The 21,497-nt window shown below is 67.3% G+C and carries 21 protein-coding genes; 12 read left to right on the top strand and 9 right to left on the bottom strand.

Features of this window, described 5'->3' with window-relative positions; translation table 11 throughout:
* Positions 1–11: 11 nt before the first annotated feature.
* The 4 genes from fghA to frmR all read right to left on the bottom strand — a co-directional run bounded on the left by fghA (position 12) and on the right by frmR (position 2,725).
* The gene (gene fghA / locus AC5P8D_RS14035; protein WP_049480534.1) at positions 12–842 is read right to left on the bottom strand and encodes an S-formylglutathione hydrolase; all 831 of its coding nucleotides are present in this window, start codon (positions 840–842) and stop codon (positions 12–14) included.
* A gap of 63 nt (positions 843–905) precedes the next feature.
* Positions 906–1,265: a YqcC family protein gene (locus AC5P8D_RS14030; RefSeq protein ID WP_010480873.1), complete on the bottom strand. Its 360-nt coding sequence runs from the start codon at positions 1,263–1,265 to the stop codon at positions 906–908.
* A gap of 8 nt (positions 1,266–1,273) precedes the next feature.
* Complete coding sequence (locus AC5P8D_RS14025; RefSeq protein ID WP_227199804.1) at positions 1,274–2,383, bottom strand: S-(hydroxymethyl)glutathione dehydrogenase/class III alcohol dehydrogenase; 1,110 nt, start codon at positions 2,381–2,383, stop codon at positions 1,274–1,276.
* A 66-nt stretch (positions 2,384–2,449) separates the two neighbouring features.
* On the bottom strand, positions 2,450–2,725 hold the full coding sequence (gene frmR, locus AC5P8D_RS14020) for a formaldehyde-responsive transcriptional repressor FrmR (protein WP_005411009.1): 276 nt from the start codon (positions 2,723–2,725) through the stop codon (positions 2,450–2,452).
* Between the two features lie 214 nt (positions 2,726–2,939).
* On the opposite strand from frmR, the gene AC5P8D_RS14015 reads away from it, so the two are divergent.
* Positions 2,940–6,032, top strand: a complete 3,093-nt coding sequence (locus AC5P8D_RS14015; protein ID WP_049411713.1) for a TonB-dependent receptor domain-containing protein — start codon at positions 2,940–2,942, stop codon at positions 6,030–6,032.
* A gap of 47 nt (positions 6,033–6,079) precedes the next feature.
* Here the strand turns inward: AC5P8D_RS14015 and AC5P8D_RS14010 are convergent, their stop codons facing one another.
* The gene (locus AC5P8D_RS14010) at positions 6,080–6,985 is read right to left on the bottom strand and encodes a LysR family transcriptional regulator (protein WP_049411716.1); all 906 of its coding nucleotides are present in this window, start codon (positions 6,983–6,985) and stop codon (positions 6,080–6,082) included.
* Positions 6,986–7,115: 130 nt separating this feature from the next.
* Here AC5P8D_RS14010 and AC5P8D_RS14005 point away from each other — a divergent pair, with 130 nt between their 5' ends.
* Complete coding sequence (locus tag AC5P8D_RS14005) at positions 7,116–8,219, top strand: alkene reductase (protein ID WP_495203416.1); 1,104 nt, start codon at positions 7,116–7,118, stop codon at positions 8,217–8,219.
* A gap of 59 nt (positions 8,220–8,278) precedes the next feature.
* Positions 8,279–8,695 (top strand): VOC family protein, encoded by a 417-nt coding sequence (locus AC5P8D_RS14000; protein ID WP_109814479.1) that lies wholly within the window; start codon positions 8,279–8,281, stop codon positions 8,693–8,695.
* A gap of 12 nt (positions 8,696–8,707) precedes the next feature.
* Here the strand turns inward: AC5P8D_RS14000 and AC5P8D_RS13995 are convergent, their stop codons facing one another.
* Positions 8,708–9,403 carry a DAPG hydrolase family protein gene (locus tag AC5P8D_RS13995; RefSeq protein WP_329767026.1) on the bottom strand — a complete coding sequence of 232 codons (696 nt, stop codon included), beginning with the start codon at positions 9,401–9,403 and terminating at the stop codon, positions 8,708–8,710.
* Positions 9,404–9,479: 76 nt separating this feature from the next.
* Here AC5P8D_RS13995 and AC5P8D_RS13990 point away from each other — a divergent pair, with 76 nt between their 5' ends.
* Entirely contained in the window at positions 9,480–10,142 is a 663-nt protein-coding gene (locus tag AC5P8D_RS13990) for a TetR/AcrR family transcriptional regulator (RefSeq protein WP_495203415.1), read from the top strand.
* Between the two features lie 77 nt (positions 10,143–10,219).
* On the opposite strand, the gene AC5P8D_RS13985 is transcribed toward AC5P8D_RS13990, so the two are convergent.
* Entirely contained in the window at positions 10,220–11,104 is an 885-nt protein-coding gene (locus AC5P8D_RS13985) for a LysR family transcriptional regulator (protein WP_049411730.1), read from the bottom strand.
* Positions 11,105–11,211: 107 nt separating this feature from the next.
* Here AC5P8D_RS13985 and AC5P8D_RS13980 point away from each other — a divergent pair, with 107 nt between their 5' ends.
* The 3 genes from AC5P8D_RS13980 to AC5P8D_RS13970 all read left to right on the top strand — a co-directional run bounded on the left by AC5P8D_RS13980 (position 11,212) and on the right by AC5P8D_RS13970 (position 14,221).
* Positions 11,212–12,270: an NAD(P)-dependent alcohol dehydrogenase gene (locus tag AC5P8D_RS13980; RefSeq protein WP_005419275.1), complete on the top strand. Its 1,059-nt coding sequence runs from the start codon at positions 11,212–11,214 to the stop codon at positions 12,268–12,270.
* Between the two features lie 66 nt (positions 12,271–12,336).
* On the top strand, positions 12,337–13,593 hold the full coding sequence (locus AC5P8D_RS13975; RefSeq protein WP_029550654.1) for an NnrS family protein: 1,257 nt from the start codon (positions 12,337–12,339) through the stop codon (positions 13,591–13,593).
* Positions 13,594–13,624: 31 nt separating this feature from the next.
* Positions 13,625–14,221, top strand: a complete 597-nt coding sequence (locus tag AC5P8D_RS13970; RefSeq protein ID WP_237706982.1) for a GrpB family protein — start codon at positions 13,625–13,627, stop codon at positions 14,219–14,221.
* 40 nt (positions 14,222–14,261) lie between these two features.
* Here AC5P8D_RS13970 and AC5P8D_RS13965 read toward each other — a convergent pair whose 3' ends face one another.
* Positions 14,262–15,626, bottom strand: a complete 1,365-nt coding sequence (locus AC5P8D_RS13965) for a glutamate--cysteine ligase (protein ID WP_495203414.1) — start codon at positions 15,624–15,626, stop codon at positions 14,262–14,264.
* Between the two features lie 152 nt (positions 15,627–15,778).
* On the opposite strand from AC5P8D_RS13965, the gene AC5P8D_RS13960 reads away from it, so the two are divergent.
* The 3 genes from AC5P8D_RS13960 to AC5P8D_RS13950 all read left to right on the top strand — a co-directional run bounded on the left by AC5P8D_RS13960 (position 15,779) and on the right by AC5P8D_RS13950 (position 18,973).
* On the top strand, positions 15,779–16,483 hold the full coding sequence (locus AC5P8D_RS13960) for a VIT1/CCC1 transporter family protein (RefSeq protein WP_032129894.1): 705 nt from the start codon (positions 15,779–15,781) through the stop codon (positions 16,481–16,483).
* Positions 16,480–17,304, top strand: a complete 825-nt coding sequence (locus AC5P8D_RS13955; RefSeq protein WP_010480900.1) for a helix-turn-helix transcriptional regulator — start codon at positions 16,480–16,482, stop codon at positions 17,302–17,304. The genes AC5P8D_RS13960 and AC5P8D_RS13955 overlap by 4 nt, the downstream gene beginning before the upstream one ends.
* A 694-nt stretch (positions 17,305–17,998) precedes the next feature.
* Positions 17,999–18,973: an MBL fold metallo-hydrolase gene (locus tag AC5P8D_RS13950; RefSeq protein WP_049409091.1), complete on the top strand. Its 975-nt coding sequence runs from the start codon at positions 17,999–18,001 to the stop codon at positions 18,971–18,973.
* Between the two features lie 106 nt (positions 18,974–19,079).
* Here AC5P8D_RS13950 and yihA read toward each other — a convergent pair whose 3' ends face one another.
* Positions 19,080–19,682, bottom strand: a complete 603-nt coding sequence (yihA, locus tag AC5P8D_RS13945) for a ribosome biogenesis GTP-binding protein YihA/YsxC (RefSeq protein ID WP_014038472.1) — start codon at positions 19,680–19,682, stop codon at positions 19,080–19,082.
* A 156-nt stretch (positions 19,683–19,838) separates the two neighbouring features.
* Between yihA and AC5P8D_RS13940 the strand changes: the two genes are divergently transcribed.
* Together AC5P8D_RS13940 and AC5P8D_RS13935 are read left to right on the top strand one after the other, a co-directional pair.
* Positions 19,839–20,639, top strand: a complete 801-nt coding sequence (locus AC5P8D_RS13940) for a c-type cytochrome (RefSeq protein WP_010480905.1) — start codon at positions 19,839–19,841, stop codon at positions 20,637–20,639.
* Between the two features lie 106 nt (positions 20,640–20,745).
* The gene (locus tag AC5P8D_RS13935) at positions 20,746–21,396 is read left to right on the top strand and encodes a thiol:disulfide interchange protein DsbA/DsbL (protein WP_010480907.1); all 651 of its coding nucleotides are present in this window, start codon (positions 20,746–20,748) and stop codon (positions 21,394–21,396) included.
* The last annotated feature ends 101 nt before the right edge of the window (positions 21,397–21,497 follow it).

Here is a 21,497-nt window from a genome sequence, read left to right as displayed (position 1 = left end):
CCGGAACGCCCTCAGCCGTGCAGGGCGCGGGCGTGGTGGGCGATGTGCTCCCCGATGAAACTGGCGATGAAGTAGTAGCTGTGGTCGTAGCCGGGCTGCAGGCGAAGGGTCAGCGGATGGCCGGCGGCATCGCAGGCCTGCTGCAGGCGCTGCGGCTGCAGCTGGGTCTGCAGGAATTCGTCCGCCTCGCCCTGGTCGACCAGCAACGGCAGGCGCTCACGGGCCACGGCGACCAGCTCGCTGGCGTCCCATTGCGCCCAGTCCGCCGGGTTGTCGCCCAGGTAGGCATGGAAGGCCTTCTGCCCCCACGGCACGTGGCTGGGTGCAACGATCGGCGAGAACGCCGACACGCTGCGGTAGCGCCCCGGGTTGCGCAGCGCGATCACCAGCGCACCGTGACCGCCCATCGAGTGGCCGCTGATGCCACGCGCATCGGTGACCGGGAAATTCGCCTCGATCAGTGCCGGCAGTTCCTGTGCCACGTAGTCGTGCATGCGGTAGTGCTTCGCCCACGGCGCACGGGTGGCATTGAGGTAGAACCCCGCCCCCTTGCCCAGGTCATAGCCTTCGGCATCGGCCACGTCATCGCCGCGCGGGCTGGTATCAGGCGCAACGATGATCACACCGTGCTCGGCCGCATAGCGCTGCGCGCCGGCCTTGGTGATGACGTTCTGCTCGGTGCAGGTCAGGCCGCTCAACCAGTACAGCACCGGCAGCGCCTGCGTTTCCGCCTGCGGCGGCAGGTACACGGCGAACTGCATGTCGCAGCCCAGCGTGGTGGAATGATGGCGGTAGACGTCCTGCCAGCCGCCGAAACAGGCGCGGTGTTCAATGCGTTCCATGGTGCTCTCCTGCGCGGCGCGCCAGCGCACGCGTACTTCTGGTAGATGCCGACCTTGGTCGGCTTATCCACGCGCGGCGTGGATGCCTTTGTTGATCCGTTCATCCAGCTGCGCCAGCAGGCGCAGCAATGGTTCGACGCCAGGCTGGCCATCAAGATTGCGAGAGGCCGCCACCGCCACATCGCTGCGCGGCGGCCACTGCCCGGCCGCGCGCGCCTCGTAGAGGCGCGGCAGGAATACCTGCGCAAGCCATTGCTCGAATGGCATGCCATCGTCGCTGCCGAAGGCCGAGGTCACCGTACGCGCTGGCCGCACCTCGCCCACTACCCAGCCCAGCGCACGCAACGCCTGCTCGATCGGGGCCACCAGCGCCGCGCGCGGGTCTTCCGCACGCGGTCGGCGCAGGGCATCCAGCCAGCCCATGACGCGGCTCAGTAGTGCACCACCGAACGGATCGACTTGCCTTCATGCATCAGGTCGAAGGCGTCGTTGATCCTGTCCAGGTCCATGGTGTGGGTGACGAACGGGGCCAGTTCGATATCGCCCTTTATCGCGTCTTCCACCATGCCCGGCAGCTGGCTGCGGCCCTTCACGCCACCAAACGCGGTGCCCATCCACTTGCGGCCGGTCACCAGCTGGAACGGACGGGTGGAGATCTCCTGGCCCGAACCGGCCACGCCGATCACCACGCTCTGGCCCCAGCCACGGTGCGCGCATTCCAGCGCCGCGCGCATCACGTTGACGTTGCCGATGCACTCGAAACTGTGGTCCACACCCCAGGTGGTCATCTCGACGATGACCTGCTGGATCGGCTTGTCGTAGTCCTTCGGATTGATGCAGTCGGTGGCGCCGAATTCGCGCGCCAGCTCGAACTTGGACGGGTTGGTGTCCACCGCGATGATGCGGCCGGCCTTGGCCTGGCGCGCGCCCTGGATCACCGCCAGGCCGATGCCGCCGAGGCCGAACACCGCCACGCTGTCGCCTTCCTGCACCTTGGCGGTGTTGTGCACCGCGCCGATGCCGGTGGTGACGCCGCAGCCGAGCAGGCAGACGTGTTCCGGGTTCGCTTCCGGGTTGATCTTCGCCAGCGACACCTCGGCCACCACGGTGTACTCGCTGAAGGTCGAGCAGCCCATGTAGTGGTACAGCGGCTCGCCGTTGTAGCTGAAGCGGCTGGTGCCGTCGGGCATCACGCCCTTGCCCTGGGTGGCGCGCACCGACACGCACAGGTTGGTCTTGCCGCTCTTGCAGAACAGGCATTCGCCGCACTCGGCGGTGTACAGCGGAATCACGTGGTCGCCGGGCTTGACGCTGGTCACGCCCTCGCCCACGTCCACCACGATGCCGGCGCCTTCATGGCCCAGCACCACCGGGAACAGGCCTTCCGGGTCATCGCCGGACAGGGTGAACGCATCGGTGTGGCAGACACCGGTGTGGGTGATCTTGACCAGCACTTCGCCCTTCTTCGGCGGGGCGACGTCGATCTCGACGATCTGCAGCGGCTGGCCGGGACCAAAGGCGACGGCGGCACGGGACTTCATGGTGGCTTCTCCAGGATCAGGCGGGAATGGGATGGCAGGACGATCGACGCGATGTGGCGCCGATGCTTATTTCAGGTACGAGCGGATCAACGCGCTCATGTCGCGCACGCGTTCGGCGCGTTGTTCGTCGGAGGCTGCGGGTTGCCCGAACTCCTCGCGCAGATGGGCCTCCATCACTTCGGACATCAGGCCGTTGACCGCGCCACGGATGGCCGCGATCTGCTGCAGCACCGGCCCGCAGTCGGCACCGGCTTCCAGCGCGCGGTCCAGCGCATCGCACTGGCCGCGGATGCGGCGCACGCGGGCCAGGACCTTCTTCTTCTCCTCGGGGGAGTGCGGCATGACGGGGCCACCTCGGAACTATACTGGGGGATAGTATACATGCGCGGACGGATGAAGCCACATCATGCATGCCGGGGCATGCGCTACGGACAGATCAGCCCGCAAATATGAATGAATAGTAAATAGATTCAATTGTTACTTTTTCATGGCCTAGGGTGTCGCATTCGCCCTTGCGTTTATCCCTGAGTCACATTGGCGTGACCAGGGAGAGATCATGTACCGACCGTTGTTCGCCCGCAGTCGCTTGTCTGTCGCGTTGGGTTCGGCATTGGTGCTGGTGGCCGCCGCACCGGCCATGGCGCAGCAGGCCGCCACGCAGGAACAGGAGGCCGAGCCCGCCAGCAGCAAGACCCCCGTGCAGCTGGACCGGATGACCGTCACCGGCTCACGCATCTACCGCGCCGGCTTCGACACGCTGGAACCCGCTGCGGTGGTCAGCCGTGAATCGATCGAGAACTATGGCGACACCAACCTCATCGACGCGGTGACCCGGATTCCCGGGGTCAGTGCCGGCGTCAGTTCGCGCGGCGACCAGGCCGGTTTCGGTGCGGGCGTCAACTTCGCCAGCAAGTTCGGCCTGGGCAGCAATCGCCTGCTGACCCTGGTCAATGGACGCCGCTTCGTGACCTCTACCCCGCCCACCATCTTCGGTGCCGGCGGCGGCTCGGGTATCCAGGTGGACATGAACGCCATTCCCAGCGTCATGGTGCAACGCATTGAAAGTCTGAGCGTTGGCGGTGCCCCCACCTATGGCTCGGATGCGATCTCCGGCGTCAACAACATCATCCTGCGCGACAAGTTCGATGGCGCCGAAGTCGAACTGGGCTATGGCAGAACCAGCAAGAACGACAACGAGCGCTACTCCTGGTCGGCCATCTTCGGTACCGGATTCGCCGATGGGCGGGGCCACATCGTGGTGGCGGCGGAACTGGACAATGCCGACGGCGTGAACGCGCTGCAACGTGATTTCTACCGCCAGGGCTACAGCCTGCAGGCCAACCCCACTGCAGCCAACGCTGGCAACTTCCAGCCCCTGCGCCGGCCAACCAATGATGGCCGCATCGACGGCAGCATTCCCTTCAATACCGGACCGGCCGACGGCATCCCCGACCAGGTCTGGATCCGCAACCGGCGCATCGCCAGCATGACCTTCGGTGGCCTGGTGATGCCGGCGACCGGCAGCTACACGCGCAACGGCCTGGGCGACATCCTTGGCTTCGGCCCGAACAAAGACAAACTGTGGCAGTTCAACAACGAGGGCAAGCTGGTCGAGTTCAATCCCGGTACCAGCTATGCGGGCGGCAACGCCTCCGGCGGTGACGGCCTGAACCTGTTCGAGACGGTGCCGCTGATCGCCGACCTCGAACGACGCTCGGTGTTCTCCACCGGCAGCTTCGACTTCACCGACAACGTGCGCGGCTTCTTCGAGCTATCGCGATACGAAGCGACCGCCCGCGAAACCCTGGACCAGAACGTCTACAACGCCGTGTCCTTCGGCAATGCACGCCTGGATGGCGGCGGTACCGCCAGCGGTGCGCTGACCTTCAGCGCCAGCAATCCGTTCCTGAGTGCGGAAACCCGCAAGATCCTCGCCGACAACGGCATCACCTCGTTCCGCCTGTCGCGCTCTTCGCGCGACCTGTCGATGAACAACGCCAGCACCGAGACCCGCCTGACCCGCGCGGTGCTCGGGCTGAACGGCTTCTTCGAGGTTGGAAAGCGCAGCTTCAACTGGGAAGCCAGCGTCACCCATGGCCGCGGTGACTTCGACTACCTCGGCACCGGCCTGATCCAGCAGAACTTCATCAATGCGATCAACGTCACCACCGACGCCAGCGGGCGCATCATCTGTGACGCCACCCGCCCGGGCACCACGGCCGATGCGAACTGCCGCCCGCTGAATCTGTTCGGCGAGAACCAGGCGTCGCGCGAAGCCCTGGACTACGTCTCCACCCGGACCGTGGCCAAGGCGCAGACCCGCCAGACCGTCATCAACGCGTCGGTATCCGGCGGCCTGTTCGATCTGCCCGGCGGCGAGCTGTCCGCCGCGGCCGGCTTCGAGCACCGCCGCGAAGAAGGCTCCTTCACCCCCAGCGAGTACCAGCGCCTGGGCCAGGGTCGTTCGGTGCCGACCCAGGCGGCGGAAGGCAAGTACCACACCAATGAAGTGTTCGCCGAAGTGCTGGCACCGCTGTTCAATCCCGACTGGGACATCCCGGGCCTGCATCGCCTGGACCTGACCGCCAAGTTCCGCCGCGTCGACAATTCCGTCGCCGGCGCGTTCAATGCGTTCACCTACGGCATCCAGTACGAACCGATCGCCGGCCTGCAGCTGCGCGGCAACAAGACCCAGTCACTGCGTGCGCCCTCCATCGCCGAGCTCTACACCACCCAGCAGCCGGCCTACTACAACATCCCGGAAGTGTGCTCGCTGGACAACATCAGCGGCGGCTCCAATCCGGCGGTGCGTCGCCGCAACTGCCAGGCGTTCTTCGCCGCCTACCCGGGCGCCGATCCGAACACCTTCCGCCAGCAGCCGACCAATACGCTGGGCTCGACCAACGGCAGCACCCGCCTGCAGAACGAAACGGCGAAGTCGTGGACGGCCGGCATCGTGTTCGCGCCGGAGTGGATCCCGGGCCTGCGCGTCGCCGCCGACTGGTATGACATCAAGATCAACAACGTGATCACGTCGCTGAGCGCCAACGACATCATCACCGGTTGCTTCGACACTGCCGACTTCAACGCCGCCAACGTGCCAAACGCCAACCGCTTCTGCGGCCTGGTGACGCGCGATCCGAGCACCGGCGTGGCTACCAGCATCAAGACCGAGTATGGCAACGGCCCGGTACTGATGTTCCGTGGCTGGACCGCCGAAGTCGGCTACCGTTGGGACCTGTCGCGCTTCGGCGTGCTGGACCTGGACTTCTACGGCTACATGCCGAAGAACCGTGGCCAGGCCGCGAACCGGGACGTGCCGTTCGTCGAACAGGCGGGCAGCTTCAACGAGCCCAAGCGCCAGTTCCGCTGGACCGCCCAGCATCGCATCGGCAACTGGAACTACGGCGTGGCCTCCAACTACACCAGCCGCGCCCAGTACACGATGACCGATACCCCGGAAAGCCGTCAGTACTTCTACCGCGACAGCTGGACCACCTGGGACGCCAACGTCACCTACCGCATCACCGATGCCGCACGCGTGACGCTGTCGGTAATCAACGTGGGCGACGACATCGGTCCGTTCCCCTATGTATTGGATGCACTGGGCCGTCGCTACATGGCCAGCCTGCGCTACAACTTCAAGTAGGCCAGCCACAGCGGTTTCACAGGCGGGGCCCGCTGTACGGGCCCCGCTCAATCAAACAGACCTTGTTCCGCCAACCGGGTCAGCTCGTCCACCACATAGCGCACCTTGGGCCGCAGGTGGCGCGTCGGTGGCCACAGCGCATGGATGTCGATGTGCCGCTGCATGTGCGCGTCAAGCACCAGTTGCAACGCGCCGGAATCCAGATGGCGGCGCACCAGTGAAATGGGCATCTGGCAGATGCCGAGGCCAGCGATGGCCGCTTCGATCACCGCATCGCCATCATTGAGTTGATAGGGCGCGCCGGGAATGAATGTTCCCTCGTCCTGCTCGCTGCCGATCCGCCACCAGACCGGCTGGCCATGACGGAAGCCGACGATGCTGCGGTGCTGCGCCAGTTCCTCCACCGTGCGCGGCACGCCGTATGCCTGCAGGTACTCCGGCGATGCGCAGGTGACCAGCCGCTGGCGCCCCAGCCGCCGCGCCACCAGATGCTCTGCCTGGTGCAGCCCACCGAAACGGATCAGCAGGTCGATGCCTTCCTCGACCGGATCGACGAAGTGATCGGTGAAGGTCATCGTCAACTGCAGGTCCGGGTACTGCCGGCACAGTCGCAACAGCACCGGCAGCACCACCAGCCGCCCGAACGAGGACGGCATGTCGATGCGCAGCCGCCCGCTGGGCAGGCCGGCCGACCCCAGGCAGGCCTCGGCCGCGGAGATCTCTTCCAGCGCCGCCGCACAGGAGGCGTAGTACGCCTCGCCATCGGTGGTCAGCGCGATGCGCCGCGTGGTGCGGTGGAACAGGCGCACCCCCAGCCGTGTTTCCAGCCGGGCGATGGCCTTGCCCACCGCCGAACGCGAGATGCCCAGCGCATCGGCGGCTTCGGTGAAGCTGCCCGAGCGGGCCGTGGTGACGAAGGTCACCAGGCCATTCAACGATTCCAGCGGCAGCATCCTCTACTCCACATTGGGGACAAATAGTCCCGCACACAGGGAGATCGAAGCGCTTTATGTGCCCGCATGTCAACTCCATCCTGTGTGCATCGCGCCGCTGGCGCCCCTCCCCCGCACTGAGATGACCGACATGACCGCCGCCCTGTTCCACCCCTTCGACCTGGCAGGCACCGCCCTGCGCAACCGCATCGCGATGGCCCCGATGACCCGCGCCCGCAACCCCGGCGTCGTGGCCAACGAACTGACCGCCCAGTATTACCGGCAGCGGGCCAGCGCCGGCCTGATCATCAGCGAAGGCACGCCGGTCTCGCCGCAGGGCCAGGGCTACATCGACGTGCCGGGCATCTGGTCGGCCGAACAGGTGGCCGGCTGGAAGCTCGTCACCGAGGCGGTGCACGCCGCGCAGGGCACGATCTTCGCCCAGCTCTGGCATGTCGGCCGCATGTCGCACAGCTTGCTGCAACCCGATGGTGGGCAACCGGTCAGCGCCGGCACCCGCCCGGTGGCCAGCGCACCGAAGAACACCTCGTTCGTGTATCTGGCCGATGGTAGCCGCGGCCATGCCGATCCCACCCCGGCACGTGCACTGGAGACCGCCGAGATCCCCGGCATCATTGCCGACTTCGCACGGGGCGCCGACAACGCTATCAGCGCCGGCTTCGATGGCATCGAGCTGCATGCTGCCAACGGCTACCTGTTCGAACAGTTCCTCAACCCGCTCATCAACCAGCGCGAAGACCGCTACGGCGGCTCGCTGCCCAATCGTGCGCGGTTGATCCTGGACACCGTCGATGCGATGGCCCAGCGCATCGGTGCGCAGCGCATCGGCGTGCGCCTGGCACCGAACAACCTCACCTTCGACATGCCGTTCTACCCCGACAACGAAGCCACCTATCTGTACCTGGCCGAGGAACTGGGCACGCGCGGGCTGGCCTATGTGCACCTCAACGACAACCTGCAGGCGGGCCAGTCGGTGCTGGGCGAGGCCTTCCTGCAGCAGTTCAAGCAGGCCTACGGTGGCACCGTGATCCTGGCCGGCGGCATGACCCGCGAACGCGCCCTGCAGCTGGTCGAGGCCGGCACCATCGACCTGGCCGCGTTCGGCCAGCCGTTCATCGCCAACCCGGATCTGGTCGAACGCCTGCAGCGCAACATCGCGTTGGCCACGCCCGACCGCAGCACCTATTACGGTGGCGGCGAAGCAGGCTACCTCGACTACCCGCGCGCACAATAGAGCCACGCCATGCGTGGATGCGGGCGTACACTGCCCGCCCGCATCCACCGGATCTGCCCATGGATACGCCCACCGCGTCATTCATCGTCAATCTCGATGTCCCCGATCTCGCCGCTGCCGAAGACTTCTACATCCGGGCCTTCGGCCTGCGCATCGGCCGCCGTCTCGGCCCGGGCGCGGTGGAGCTGCTCGGTGGACCAGCGCCGCTCTACCTGCTGCACAACGACGCCGGCAGCGCCGCCACCGAAGACGGCGACGTGCGCGACTACGAGCGCCATTGGACGCCGCTGCACCTGGATTGGGTGGTGGATGACATCGACGCCGCGCTGGTACGTGCAGTCGCAGCCGGAGCGACGCTCGAGCAGTCCGTGCGCGAGCGTCGCTGGGGACGCATCGCCGTGCTGGCCGATCCGTTCGGCCACGGCTTCTGCCTGATCCAGTTCAGTGCTGAAGGCTACGACGCGCTGGTCGAATGACCGTTGCACCACTCACCACGGCAAAGGCACTGCCTCGCCATTGGCACGCTCGCCGTAGTACAGCGACGGCAGCAAGCGCGACAGGAAACTGAACTCCGTGTAGCAGTGCTTGAGCAGGCCCAGGCCGACCGCATCGCCGGCATCGCGGTGCGGATCAGCGCTGTCCAGGCCCAGCACGAAGCGGCTGCGCAGCACACAGCCGAACGGCGTATCGCGTGCCACGTGCAGCATCTGCCCGTCGCAGGGATCACCGTTTGCATCCAGGCGCACGTGGTCGCCGAAGCCGATGCGCGCGGCAATCACCGCCGATACATCGCCTGCATCCTGTGCCGCCTGCAGGCGCTCTGGCACCAACAACGTGCGCGGATCATGGAACCTCAGGCGCGCCGCCACCGGCGGAATGTCGGCCAGCGATTCCACCGCATGGATGCTGGCACCGTGGTAGCTGCGCCCGCGCTGCCACGCCGCGTCCCAGCCGCGATGCTCGACATGATCAACCGGATGCCACCAGCGGATGTGCTGGGTGGTCTCGAAGAAGGTGAACCACCAGTCCAGCATGCGGCCCTTGCAGCCGTGCAGATCGGTACGCACCGCCACCAGCAGAGTGCCGTCTTCGCGGCGCTGGATGCCGGTCTCCAGGTGCATCGGCGCCGGGTCGAGCAGATCGTGGTGGTCCAGCCAGGCGCGTGCGTTCACAGCGGTATCCATCGGGGTCTCCTGCGGTGTTGGGAGACCCGACAATACGGAAACGTTATTCGTTTCGCAATTAGCCGGATGCGGTAAGATGGGGGCAATGAACAGCCCCCCCCTGCCCGAGCCCACAACACCGAGCCGCCGCCGCGGCCGCCCCGCTCGACCGGAAGCCGAGGTCCGCCACGCCGTGCTGCAGGCCACGCTGGAGCTGCTGCTGGCACAGGGTTACGAGGCGACCACGATCGAAGCGGTGGCGACCCATGCCGGGGTGGCGAAGAAGACCGTGTACCGCCACGCCAGCAACCGCGAGGAACTGGTCGGGTTGGCGGTGCGCGAATGGACCGACGGCTTCGCGCCGCAGCTGCAGCGCGATGCGCACGGTGCCGACGAGGTGCTGCCGTTGCTGCAGGACATCCTGCAGGCGGTGTGCACGCAGGCACTGTCGGCGCAGGCGGTGCAGGTGTTCCGGCTGCTGGCTACCGATTTCCCCGGCAAGGATGCGCTGCTGCAGGCCTATCTGGACAACGGCATCGAACGCGGCCGTGCGCTGCTGGCTGACTGGCTGGAACGGCAGCAGCAGCGTGGGCTGCTGCGTGAGGGGGATTCCGCACGCATGGCGCGACTGATCCTGGCAATGGCCGTGGCCGAGCCGCTGCGCGAACGCGTGATCGGCGTGGTGGCCGAGGATGCGCCGGTGGAGGTGCACCTGCGTGAGTGCCTGGCGTTGTTGGCGCCGGTGTTGCGGGGGCCGTAGGGTTGCCCCATCCGCGCATGGACGACAGTGGGTGGTGGGTGCCGTCCGTTGGTCCGCACCACATCATCCATCGCAACTCATTCGCGCAGCATATCCACGAACGCGCGCAGCGCACCGGGCATCTGCCGCTGCTTCGGGTAGTACAGCGCGAAGCCGGCGAACGGTTCGCTCCAGTCTTCCAGCACCGCCACCATCTGCCCCGAATCAATGTAGGGCCTTGCCGTGTCTTCCAGCACGTAGGCCAGGCCGATGCCATCAAGCACTGCACCCACGACGGTGCCCTGCTCACTCAACGTGAGCCGGCCCGGCACATCGATCTCCAGCGCTTGCCCGCTACGCTCGAACTGCCACTTGTAGAGATGCCCGCTGGCGAAGCGGAAGCGGATGCATTCGTGTGCCGCCAGGTCCCGCGGATGCTGTGGTGCCGGGTGTCGCCGCAGGTAGTCCGGCGAGCCGACAATCAGCCCGCGCAGCGGTGGCCCCATCGGCACCGCCACCATGTCCTCGGGCACGAACTCGTGCAGGCGCACGCCGGCGTCGTAGCCCTCGGCGACGATGTCGACCAGGCCATCGTTCTCGGTCAGCTCCACCCGCACGTCGGGGTGAGCGTGCAGGAAGCGCGCCAGTCGCGGCCCCAACTGGGTCGGTACCGCCGCGCGGGTGGCGTTGATGCGCAGCAGGCCGGCCGGGGCGGCACGGAACTGGTTCATCTCTTCCAGCGCGTCATGCACCTGGCCCAGCGCCGGCTGCAGGCGCTCCAGCAGGCGCTGCCCGGCCTCGGTCAGGGCCACGCTGCGGGTGGTGCGATGGAACAGGCCCACCCCCAACCGTTCTTCCAGCGCGCGGATCGCATAGCTCACCGCCGAGGTCGACAGCGCCAGCTCGGCACCGGCGCGGCGGAAGCTGCGGTGGCGGGCGACCGCGGCAAACGCGGCCAGGTGGGTGAGGTTGTCAGTGGCCATGATTGTGTAGTTCCACTTGATGAATCATGCCGATATCCGCGATTCCTGCCGCTGGGAACGGGGCGTATTGTAAAACGCCTTTCGATAAACCCTGCCAAGGATTCCCCATGTCCCTCGCCCGTGGTTACGCCGCCCATTCACATACCGACCCGCTGATTCCGTACGAGTTCGAACGCCGCGCGGTCGGCCCGGACGATGTGCGCATCGAGATCCTCTACAGCGGCATCTGCCACTCCGACCTGCACCAGGCCCGCGACGACTGGGGTGGCTCGATCTACCCGATGGTGCCGGGCCACGAGATCATCGGCCGCGTGACCGAGGTCGGCAGCAACGTCACCCGCTTCAAGGTCGGCGACCACGCCGGCGTGGGCTGCATGGTCGACTCGTGCCGCCACTGCGACGCCTGCGAGCACGACCTGGAGCAGTACTGCGCCGAAGGCGCGACCTGGACCTACAACGGCCGTGAACGCGAAAGCGGCGCACCGACCTACGGCGGCTATTCCGACCACGTGGTGGTCGAGCAGCGCTTCGTGGTGAAGGTATCCGACACCCTCGACCTGAAGGCGGCCGCCCCGCTGCTGTGCGCCGGCATCACCACCTGGTCGCCGCTGCGCCACTGGAAGGTCGGCCCGGGCCAGAAGGTTGGCGTGATCGGTCTGGGTGGCCTCGGCCACATGGGCGTGAAGTTCGCCAAGGCACTGGGCGCGCACGTGGTGATGATCACCACCACCCCGGAAAAGGGTGCCGATGCCAAGCGCCTGGGCGCCGATGAGGTACTGGTCTCGCGCGATGCCGCGCAGATGAAGGCGCACGCCGGCAGCTTCGACTTCCTGCTCAACACCATCCCGGTCGGCCATGACACCAACCCGTACATGGGCCTGCTCAAGCGCGAGGCGACCATGTGCCTGGTCGGCGTACTGACCGAACTGGACCCGCCGCTGACCGGTGGCAGCGTGATCTTCGGCCGCAAGCACCTGACCGGCTCGGCGATCGGCGGCATGGCCGAGACCCAGGAAATGATGGACTTCTGTGCCGAGCACGGCATCGTCAGCGATGTCGAGATGATCGACATCAAGAACGTCAACGAAGCCTGGGAACGCATGGCGAAGAACGATGTGCGCTACCGCTTCGTGATCGACATGGCGACGATGAAGAACGCCGCCTGATCGCCCGGCGACTGTGAGCGAAGAACCCCGGCACTGCCGGGGTTTCTTTTGGGTCGTGCGTTGGGCATGACGAAGGTCAAGGAAGCAGCCACCGCCCCGGCGCAGACTCGCTGCATGGCCCGCCTGCCCTCCCCTGCGATGCTGATGCGTGCGCCGCACCGGCTGCTGTTCTTCATCGGCGCCAGCAACCTGCTGCTGGCGATGTTGTGGTGGGCCTTGTGGCTGGGCGCGCTGCGCGGGCTGTGGACGCCGGTGCCGCCGCCGCTGCCACCGGCCTGGCTGCACGCACTGCTGATGCAGTATCTAGTGCTGCCCAGTTTCATCTTCGGCTTCCTGCTCACCGTGTTCCCGCGCTGGATGGGGCAACCCGAGCTGCCACGCAGCCGTTATGCGCCGGTCGGTATCGGGCTGTTTGGCGGGCAGGCGCTGCTGATTGCCGCCGCCTGCGGGTGGACACCCGGGCTGTGGCCTGGCCTGCTGCTGGCACTGGCCGGCTGGAGCGCCGGGTTGATCGTGCTGGGACGCGTGCTCAAGGCCGCCGGCCCCAACCGCAACTGGCATGCGCGCGCCTGCTATGCCGCACTGCTGCTGGGTTGGCTGGGGCTGCTGCTGTTCATGGCGATGGTACGCGGCCACGCCACGCTGATGCCGGTCACTGTGGCACTCGGCACCTTCGGCCTGCTGCTGCCGGTCTACCTCACCGTCGCGCACCGGATGATCCCGTTCTTCGCCAACAACGTGGTGGATGGCTATGTGGCCTGGCGACCACTGCGCTGGCTGGCCGCGATGTGGGCGCTGCTGATGCTGCGCCTGTTGTTGAGCGCGTTGCAGGTCGACCACCTGCTGTGGCTGGCCGATGCGCCGCTGCTGCTGTTGTCGCTGCAGGCGCTATGGCACTGGTGGCCACGCGGGCCGATGCCGGGCCTGCTTGCCGCCCTGTTCCTGGCGCTGGCGTGGCTGCCGATCAGCTTCGGGCTGTATCTGCTGCAGGACATCGGTCAGCTGCTTGGCCATCCGCAACTGCTCGGCCGCGCGCCGCTGCATGCTCTTGCCGTGGGGCTGTTCGGCAGCCTGCTGGTGGCGATGGTGACCCGGGTCACCCAGGGCCATTCCGGGCGACCGCTGGTGATGCCGGCAGTGGCCTGGTTCGCGTTCGTCGCGCTGCAGGCAGTGGCGATCATGCGCATCCTCGCCGAGCTGATGCCCGATGCCTATGCGTGGCATTTCGCCGCTGCCATCGGCTGGTTGCTGGCCTTGGCCCCGTGGGTGGCGCGGCTGGGCTGGATCTACCTGAGCCCACGGCGCGACGGCAAGCCGGGCTGACATCAACGCCGGGCATGGCACCATGGCGGGCATGTCCGATATCGCACTAGACCCCACCGCAATCACTACCTTTGCCGATGGCGACCCTGACGAGAATCCCTGGGTTCTCGGCGCACCGCAGCCGGAAGTGCTGCAGGTGGTGCCCTGGTCCGCGCTGTGGGCCGACCAGTTCGAGCAGCAGCGCACGCAGCTGCAGGCGGCACTAGGCAACATCGCGCTAGGCATTGAACACGTCGGCTCCACCGCGGTGCCAGGCCTGCCGGCCAAACCGGTACTGGACATCGACCTGCTGGTTGCCGATCCCGCCGACGAAGCGGCCTGGCTGCCACCGCTGCAGGCACTGGGCTACGTGCTCACCATCCGCGAACCTTCGTGGTATCAGCACCGCATGCTGCGGCTGGGCGTGCCGCGCGTGAACCTGCATGTGTTCGCCCCTGGTTGCGCCGAGCACATCCGCCACCGGCTGTTCCGCGATTGGCTGCGCAGCCATGAAGATGACCGCAGGCGCTATGCGCAGGCCAAGCAGGCAGCACTACAGGGCAATGCCAACGTGCAGGCCTACAATCGCACCAAGCAGGATGTGGTGCGCGGCATTTACTCGCGCCTGTTCGCAGCGCGCGGGTGGTAACGCAACGGCAGGTGCCGGGGTCGGCACCTGCCGAACAGTGTCAATACGCGAACTCGCGGAACACCGGATCGACGTCACCGTGCCAGCGGCCATGGAACAGCGCCAGCTTGCGCTCGGCCGGGGTCAGGCCGGATTCGACGATCTCCTGCAGCACGTCCAGGAACTTGCTCTCGTCCTGGCCGTCGGCATTGCGCGCCGCGCGGCGCTTGAGGCCTTCGACGGAAATCTTCACCGCTTCGCGGGCCAGGTCGCGCACGCTGCCACTGCGGAACGGCAGGTTCATTGCATGCTTCGGCACGCCGTCGCGCAGTGCATGGCGCTCGGCCAGGGTGAAGTCACGCACCAGGTCCCAGGCGGCATCCAGTGCGGTGTCGTCGTACAGCAGGCCGACCCAGAACGCCGGCAGCGCGCACAGGCGGCTCCACGGGCCACCGTCGGCGCCGCGCATTTCCAGGTACTTCTTCAGGCGCACTTCCGGGAACGCGGTGGTCATGTGATCCGACCAGTCGCGCAGGGTCGGCAGCGCACCCGGCAGCACCGGCAGCCTGGCCTGCATGAAATCGCGGAAGCTCTGCCCGCTGGCGTCGTGATAGATGCCATCGCGGTAGGAGAAATACATCGGCACGTCGAGCAGGTAATCGACATAGCGCTCGTAACCGAAGCCATCCTCGAACACGAAGTCGAGCATGCCGGTGCGGTCGGCATCGGTATCGGTCCAGATGTGCGAGCGGTAGCTCAGGTAGCCGTTGGGCTTGCCTTCGGTGAACGGCGAATCGGCGAACAGCGCGGTGGCGATCGGCTGCAGCGCCAACGACACGCGGAACTTCTTCACCATGTCCGCTTCGGTGGCGTAGTCCAGGTTCACCTGCACCGTGCAGGTGCGGGTCATCATGTCCAGGCCCAGCGAGCCGACCTTGGGCATGTACGACCGCATGATCTTGTAGCGGCCCTTGGGCATCCACGGCATCTCGTCGCGCTTCCACTTGGGCTGGAAGCCCATGCCGAGGAAGCCCAGCTGAAGTTCGCCAGCCACCTGCGCCACTTCGTTGAGGTGGGTGCCGGTCTCCACGCAAGTCTGGTGGATGGTCTCCAGCGCCGCGCCGGACAGTTCCAGCTGACCGGCCGGTTCCAGCGTCACCGAGGCGCCATCGCGCAGCAGGGCAATCGTGCTGCCGTTCTCCTGCACGGGCTCCCAGCCGAAGCGGACCAGGCCGTTGAGCAGCGCTTCGATGCCGCGCTCGCCCTCGAAGGTCGGCGGGCGCAGGTCATCCAGGCGGAACCCGAACTTCTCGTGCTCGGTGCCGATGCGCCACTGCGCGCGGGGCTTCTCGCCGGAGGCGATCACCTCCACCAGCTGCGAGCGGTCGGTAATGGGGGTATCGGCGACGTGGCTGGGGCTCGACAAGGGAGAGGCTCGCTGGACGGTGGCGGGGGATGTGGGGCTCGCGGCCTTCCATCGCAAGGGCGCACTATAGCGTGGCACCCCGTCGCGTCATGCGACGGTGACGGGTTTCAGCATCCTACCGACGCCCTCTTGACCCTCGTACACTCAACGTCATGAGCCGCCATTCACGACACCCCGAACTGCACCGCTCCGAACGCGTCGGCTGGCTGCGCGCCGCCGTGCTGGGCGCCAACGATGGCATCGTCTCGGTGGCCGGGCTGGTGGTCGGCGTGGCGGCCAGCGGCGCCTCGGCTGCGACCATCCTGGCCACCGGCGTGGCCGGCACCGTGGCCGGCGCGATGTCGATGGCGGCCGGCGAGTATGTCTCGGTGCAGACCCAGGCCGACACCGAAGACGCCGACCTGGCGATGGAAAAACGCGAACTGCACGAAGATCCGCACAGCGAGCTGGAAGAGCTGGCCGCGATCTACCGCCACCGTGGCCTGGAGCCGGCGCTGGCACGGCAGGTGGCCGAACAGCTCACCGCCCACGACGCACTGGGCGCCCACGCCCGCGACGAGCTGGGCATTACCGATACCCTGCGCGCCCGCCCGCTGCAGGCAGCGCTGGCCTCGGCCGGCGCCTTCACCTGCGGTGCGGCACTGCCGGTGCTGACCGCGCTGCTGGCGCCGGTCGACAAGGTCGCGATGATGACCACCGCCAGCACCCTGCTCGGCCTGTGCCTGACCGGCGCAATGGCAGCCCAGGCCGGCGGCGCACCGCCGGTACGCGGCGCGATCCGGGTGATGTTCTGGGGCGCGCTGGCGATGGCCGCAGCCGCCGGCGTCGGTCGCCTGCTCGGCGCACACGTGACATGACCGCCATGCTGCCCGCGGCCACCGCACTGCTGGCTGAGATGGCCAGTCTGGCCGGCTGCGAGCGCGCCGACGGCTATGCCTGCATCACCGCACGTCGCGAGCATGGCGCCAGCTCGGTGGAGATTCCGCAACCGCAGTTCGCGATCCTGCTGGAAGGCCGCAAGCAGGTGCGTACCGCTCATCAGTCTCTGGCGTTCGTTCCCGGCGACATCCTGCTGCTGACCCAGCGCTGCCGCATCGATGTGGTCAACACCCCCGACCCGCGCAGTGGCCGTTACCTCAGCGCCATCGTGCCGCTGTGTGCCGAAGTGCTGGCGGCCGCTCGCACGCTGTGGATCGAGGGGCTTCCCGCGCCTGGCCAGGCGATGGCGCGGTTGCCGTTGATCGAACATGGCGCGGTACTGCGCCAATGGCGGCAATCGCTGCAGGACGGGCGTTACAGCGAAGCACGATTGGCGCTGGCCTCGCTGGTACTGACCTTGTGCCGGCAGGGCCACGGCAACCTGCTGCTGCCGCAGGCGCCGAGCCTGGGCGAACAGATCCGCGACCGCATCGCCGCCGAACCGGCACGCGACTGGCAGTCGCGCGATGTGGAAGAACAGTTCGCGCTGAGCGGCGCGACCCTGCGCCGCCGGCTCGCTGCCGAGGACACCAGCCTGCGCCAGCTGCTCACCGAGGCACGGCTGGCGCATGGCATGCAGCTGCTCTACACCACGGACCTGCCGTTGAAGACCGTGGCCGCACGCGCGGGCTATCGGTCTGCGGCGAGTTTCAGCAAGCGCTTCGCCGAGCAGTACGGGCTGGCTCCCACAGACATTTGAGGGGGTTCGGCAGGGCTGCGCCCTGCACCTGCCGAAGCGAGTGCAAGAGCCAAAGCAACAGCAAAAGCGGGCTATCCGCGGGATGGCGGGGCACTGTGGGTTTGCGGGGACGCCGTAAACCCCCAGGCCGGCCCAGCCGCTGGCGGCTGTGCGTTCGGGCGCTTGCGAAGCAGTGCTTCGCAAGCAAAGCGCCCTCACCCATGGGGGCTTGGTCGCCGCATCCATGCGGCTCACACCCCGCAAACCCACAGTGCCCCGCCTTCGACAGATTCCGGCGGCTGTAGCTAGGTGTCGACCTTGGTCGACATATCTGTCAGATATCGATAACAAAAATGGGGTCAGATCCGTTTTTCTGCGGAAAACGGATCTGACCCCAAGAGCATTTCCAACAGATCGCGTAAAACTGTCGAAGGCGGGGTGGGTCCGGTTGCGGGGGCGTGAGCCGCATGGATGCGGCGACCGAGCTTACAGGGACGTACTTGCAGCGGCCCCCGCAACCGGACCCACCCCGCCATCCCACGGATAGCCCGCTGTTGCTGTTGCTTCGGCTGTTGCCGTTGCCTCTGCGGGTGCAGGGCGCAGCCCTGCAGCCCCCCCTTCCCTGAGCATTCCACGTAGTGGTTTGAGCGCCGCGCACACGCCAGCCACGGCACGCTAGGCCAACGGAACCACCCGTCATCCACCGAGAACCACCATGACCCTGCGCCACCTGCCCCTGCGCTCCGCCCTGCTGCTGGCCCTGTCGTCCCTGCCGCTGGCCGCGCTGGCCGAGGCTACTTCACCCGCCCCCACCCAGCAGGTGCCTGGCGTCTATCACCAGCGCGTCGGCGCACTGCAGGTCACCGCCCTGTTCGACGGCGTGGTCGCGCTGGGCCGGCAGGAAGTAGTGGACGTGCCGCCGACGCTGGTCAGCCGCCTGCTGGAAGGCCGCTACGTACCTGAGGACAAGAAAGGCCTGCAGACAGCGATCAACGCGTTCCTGATCCGCCAAGGCAACCACCTGACGCTGGTCGATACCGGCACCGCGCAGTGCTTTGGCCCCGGCCTGGGCCAGGTGCTGGGCAATCTGCGCGCCTCCGGCGTGGACCCGGCCGAGGTGGACGAGGTGCTGCTGACCCACGCCCATCCGGACCATCTGTGCGGGGTGCTCGACGCGCAGGGCAAGCCGGCCTATCCCAATGCCACGGTGTGGCTGTCCAAGGCCGATGCCGATTACTGGCTCAACCCGGCCAGCGAGGCCACCGCACCGAAGGGCGTGCGCTTCGCCTTCCCGTTGGCGCGCAACGCGGTGGCGCCGTACCAGGCCAGCGGCCACCTGCGCACCTTCAGCCCCGGCGATGCCCTGCCCGGTGGCGCGGTGGCGATGGACACCCATGGCCATACGCCCGGCCATGTCTCCTACCGGTTCGACAGCCAGGGCGAGTCACTGCTGGTATGGGGCGATGTGCTGCACTTCCATGCGGTGCAGTTCGCGCACCCGGAGGCGGCATTCGAGGCCGATTCGGACCGCAAGGCGGCCATCGCCAGCCGTCGCGGGCTGCTGCAGCAGGCCACCGTCAACGGTTGGTGGGTGGCCGGTGCGCACCTGCCGTTCCCCGGCCTGGGCCATGTGCGTGGCGAGGGCAAGGCCTATGCGTGGGTGCCGGCGGAGTATTCGCCGTTGAAATGAGCCGATGAGCCCTTGTAGAGCCGAGCCCATGCTCGGCAACCTGGGCCTGGCCGCGCTGCGCGCGGCAGCCGAGCGTTGGCTCGGCTCTACAGGAAAACCGGAAGCCTTATTCCAGCCCCAGCCAGCCGCCGATCACGCCGCGGGCTTCGTCCACGCCGGTACGGTCTTCGCCGGAGAACACCTGCACGCTCACGCTGTCGCCATAGGCCGATTGCAGCTCCTTGCGCACCTTCTGCAGGGACTGCATCTGCTGGCTGCGGCTGAGCTTGTCGGCCTTGGTCAGCAGCGCGTGCGCCGGCAGGCCACGCTGCACGGCATAGGACAGCATCTGCCGGTCGTAGTCCTTCAGCGGATGGCGGATATCCATCACCACCACCAGGCCCTTCAAGGCTTCGCGGGTACGGAAATACCTGTCGATGAAGGCCTGCCAGTGCGCCTGCAGGTCCAGCGGCACCTTGGCGTAGCCGTAACCGGGCAGGTCGACCAGATGCGCTTCCGGGGTGACCTGGAAGAACACCAGCTGCTGGGTACGGCCGGGGGTCTTGGAGACACGGGCCAGGGCGTTCTGGCGGGTCAGCGCGTTGAGCGCACTGGACTTGCCGGCGTTGGAGCGGCCGGCGAAGGCCACTTCGGCCCCTTCGTCGGGCGGCAGCTGCCGCACGTTGTGGGCCGAAAGGTGGTAACGGGCGCGTTCGATGAGCAATGACATGTGCCTAGGATCGCATGTTGCGGCGCCGCGCGCCCGTGCCGGCGGCCGTTGCGGGCATTTTGCTGCACTGCTGCGTTGACCGTGTGCGGAAACGGCGTTGATAATCCGGGCGATGCCGGCGGCCACCGCCCGGCCCGGTCCATACGGAGCTTCAGCATGCGCCACGCTCGCGTTCTTGCCGTATCCGCCCTTGCCACTGCTGTAGTCGTTGCCGCTGCTGCGTTCGCGCAGACCACGTTGACCCCGCTGCCCGACAACGGGCCGATCCGCACCGCCTCGCTGGAAGTGGATTTCAGCAAGACCACCTGGGGCGACGCCAAGGCCGGCCAGACCAAGGCCTCGGCCTGCGCGGCCTGCCATGGCGCCGACGGCAATTCCACAGTGGAGATGTACCCGTCCATCGCCGGCCAGAGCGAACGCTACGTCGCCCAGCAGATGGCCCTGATCGCCAACGGCCAGCGCAGCTCCGGTGCGGCGGTGGCGATGGTGCCGTTCGTGCAGAACCTCACCCCGCAGGACATGCGCGACATCGGCGCGTTCTTCGCCACCCAGAAGGCCACCGCCGGCATCGCCGATGACACGGCGGTCACCGACGGCCCCTACAAGGGCATGAAGTTCTACGAGATCGGCCAGCAGCTGTACCGCGGCGGCGACGCCAAGCGCGGCCTGCCGGCCTGCATGGCCTGCCACGGCCCCAGCGGCGCCGGTAATCCCGGCCCGGCCTATCCGCACATTGGTGGCCAGCACGCCAGCTATGTCGCGCGCCGCCTGCAGGAATACCAGGCCGGCCAGACCAACGAAACCGACAAGGCGCACTTCCAGATCATGGCCACGGTCGCGCAGAAGCTGAGCGAGCAGGAGGTGCAGGCACTGTCGAGCTACCTGCAGGGTCTGCACAACAAGGCCGACGACGTGGCCGTTGCCACCACGCCGGCACAACCGGCTGCCGCCCCCTGACCACCATTGGTCGGCCGGGGCCGCCACCGCGGCCCTCGCCTGCGGTATGTTTCCTTCACGCCGGCGACCGCGCCGGCGTTGCTTTTTTCAACGGAGATGCGTGTCGATGAGGTTGATTTCCCGCCTGCTGTTGTCTGTGCTGGTGCTGCTGCCGCTGGTAGCCTGCGCCGCAACCCCTGCCAATGCCCCGCTGGTCGAGGGCAAAGACTACGAGCGCATCGCCCAGCCGGGCCCGTTCCAGCCGCTGGCCGGCAAGATCGAGGTGGTCGAAGTCTTCGGCTACACCTGCCCGCACTGCGCCCGTTTCGAGCCGCAGCTGGAAGCCTGGGCAGCCAAGCTGCCGGCCGACGTACGCTTCACCCCGGTTCCGGCGGCCTTCGGCGGCGCCTGGGACGCCTGGGCCCTGGCCTACTACGCCGCCGACGAAGTCGGCGTGGCCAAGCGCAGCCACGGCGCCGTGTTCAAGGCCCTGCACCAGGACGGCTCGCTGCCGATGCAGAACGTTTCGGCCGATGAGCTCGCCACCTTCTACAAGGCCTACGGCGTGACCCCGGACCGTTACCTGCAGGCCCTGCGCGGCGATGCCGTACAGAAGAAGGTCGATGCCGCCCGCGCGTTCGCCCAGCGCACCAGGATCCCGGGGACCCCGGCGCTGATCATCAACGGCCAGTACCTGGTGCGTGGCGACAGCTTCGACGACCAGCTGCGCATCGCCTCGGCGCTGATCGCTCAGGCCCGCGCCGCCCGCGGCCGCTGAACCAACACCCACCACCGACACGGCGCTATCGCCGCCGCGTGTCATCATTTCCCCCTGGCCGGCGCATGACGCCGGCCCCACCTTTCCAGATGCTGGAGACG

It is taken from the genome of Stenotrophomonas sp. YJH_SMC_101-4, from assembly GCF_059370395.1.
The sequence above is the reverse complement of the archived record's forward strand: the minus strand, read 5'-3'. Positions and strand labels throughout refer to the sequence as shown.

Excerpts from the sequence above, each read along its gene's own strand:
- fghA (WP_049480534.1), bottom strand. The coding sequence starts at position 842 with ATGGAACGCATTGAACACCGCGCCTGTTTCGGCGGCTGGCAGGACGTC.
- AC5P8D_RS14030 (WP_010480873.1), bottom strand. The coding sequence starts at position 1,265 with ATGGGCTGGCTGGATGCCCTGCGCCGACCGCGTGCGGAAGACCCGCGC.
- AC5P8D_RS14025 (WP_227199804.1), bottom strand. The coding sequence starts at position 2,383 with ATGAAGTCCCGTGCCGCCGTCGCCTTTGGTCCCGGCCAGCCGCTGCAG.
- frmR (WP_005411009.1), bottom strand. The coding sequence starts at position 2,725 with ATGCCGCACTCCCCCGAGGAGAAGAAGAAGGTCCTGGCCCGCGTGCGC.
- AC5P8D_RS14015 (WP_049411713.1), top strand. The coding sequence starts at position 2,940 with ATGTACCGACCGTTGTTCGCCCGCAGTCGCTTGTCTGTCGCGTTGGGT.
- AC5P8D_RS14010 (WP_049411716.1), bottom strand. The coding sequence starts at position 6,985 with ATGCTGCCGCTGGAATCGTTGAATGGCCTGGTGACCTTCGTCACCACG.
- AC5P8D_RS14005 (WP_495203416.1), top strand. The coding sequence starts at position 7,116 with ATGACCGCCGCCCTGTTCCACCCCTTCGACCTGGCAGGCACCGCCCTG.
- AC5P8D_RS14000 (WP_109814479.1), top strand. The coding sequence starts at position 8,279 with ATGGATACGCCCACCGCGTCATTCATCGTCAATCTCGATGTCCCCGAT.
- AC5P8D_RS13995 (WP_329767026.1), bottom strand. The coding sequence starts at position 9,403 with ATGGATACCGCTGTGAACGCACGCGCCTGGCTGGACCACCACGATCTG.
- AC5P8D_RS13990 (WP_495203415.1), top strand. The coding sequence starts at position 9,480 with ATGGGGGCAATGAACAGCCCCCCCCTGCCCGAGCCCACAACACCGAGC.
- AC5P8D_RS13985 (WP_049411730.1), bottom strand. The coding sequence starts at position 11,104 with ATGGCCACTGACAACCTCACCCACCTGGCCGCGTTTGCCGCGGTCGCC.
- AC5P8D_RS13980 (WP_005419275.1), top strand. The coding sequence starts at position 11,212 with ATGTCCCTCGCCCGTGGTTACGCCGCCCATTCACATACCGACCCGCTG.
- AC5P8D_RS13975 (WP_029550654.1), top strand. The coding sequence starts at position 12,337 with ATGACGAAGGTCAAGGAAGCAGCCACCGCCCCGGCGCAGACTCGCTGC.
- AC5P8D_RS13970 (WP_237706982.1), top strand. The coding sequence starts at position 13,625 with ATGTCCGATATCGCACTAGACCCCACCGCAATCACTACCTTTGCCGAT.
- AC5P8D_RS13960 (WP_032129894.1), top strand. The coding sequence starts at position 15,779 with ATGAGCCGCCATTCACGACACCCCGAACTGCACCGCTCCGAACGCGTC.
- AC5P8D_RS13955 (WP_010480900.1), top strand. The coding sequence starts at position 16,480 with ATGACCGCCATGCTGCCCGCGGCCACCGCACTGCTGGCTGAGATGGCC.
- AC5P8D_RS13950 (WP_049409091.1), top strand. The coding sequence starts at position 17,999 with ATGACCCTGCGCCACCTGCCCCTGCGCTCCGCCCTGCTGCTGGCCCTG.
- yihA (WP_014038472.1), bottom strand. The coding sequence starts at position 19,682 with ATGTCATTGCTCATCGAACGCGCCCGTTACCACCTTTCGGCCCACAAC.
- AC5P8D_RS13940 (WP_010480905.1), top strand. The coding sequence starts at position 19,839 with ATGCGCCACGCTCGCGTTCTTGCCGTATCCGCCCTTGCCACTGCTGTA.
- AC5P8D_RS13935 (WP_010480907.1), top strand. The coding sequence starts at position 20,746 with ATGAGGTTGATTTCCCGCCTGCTGTTGTCTGTGCTGGTGCTGCTGCCG.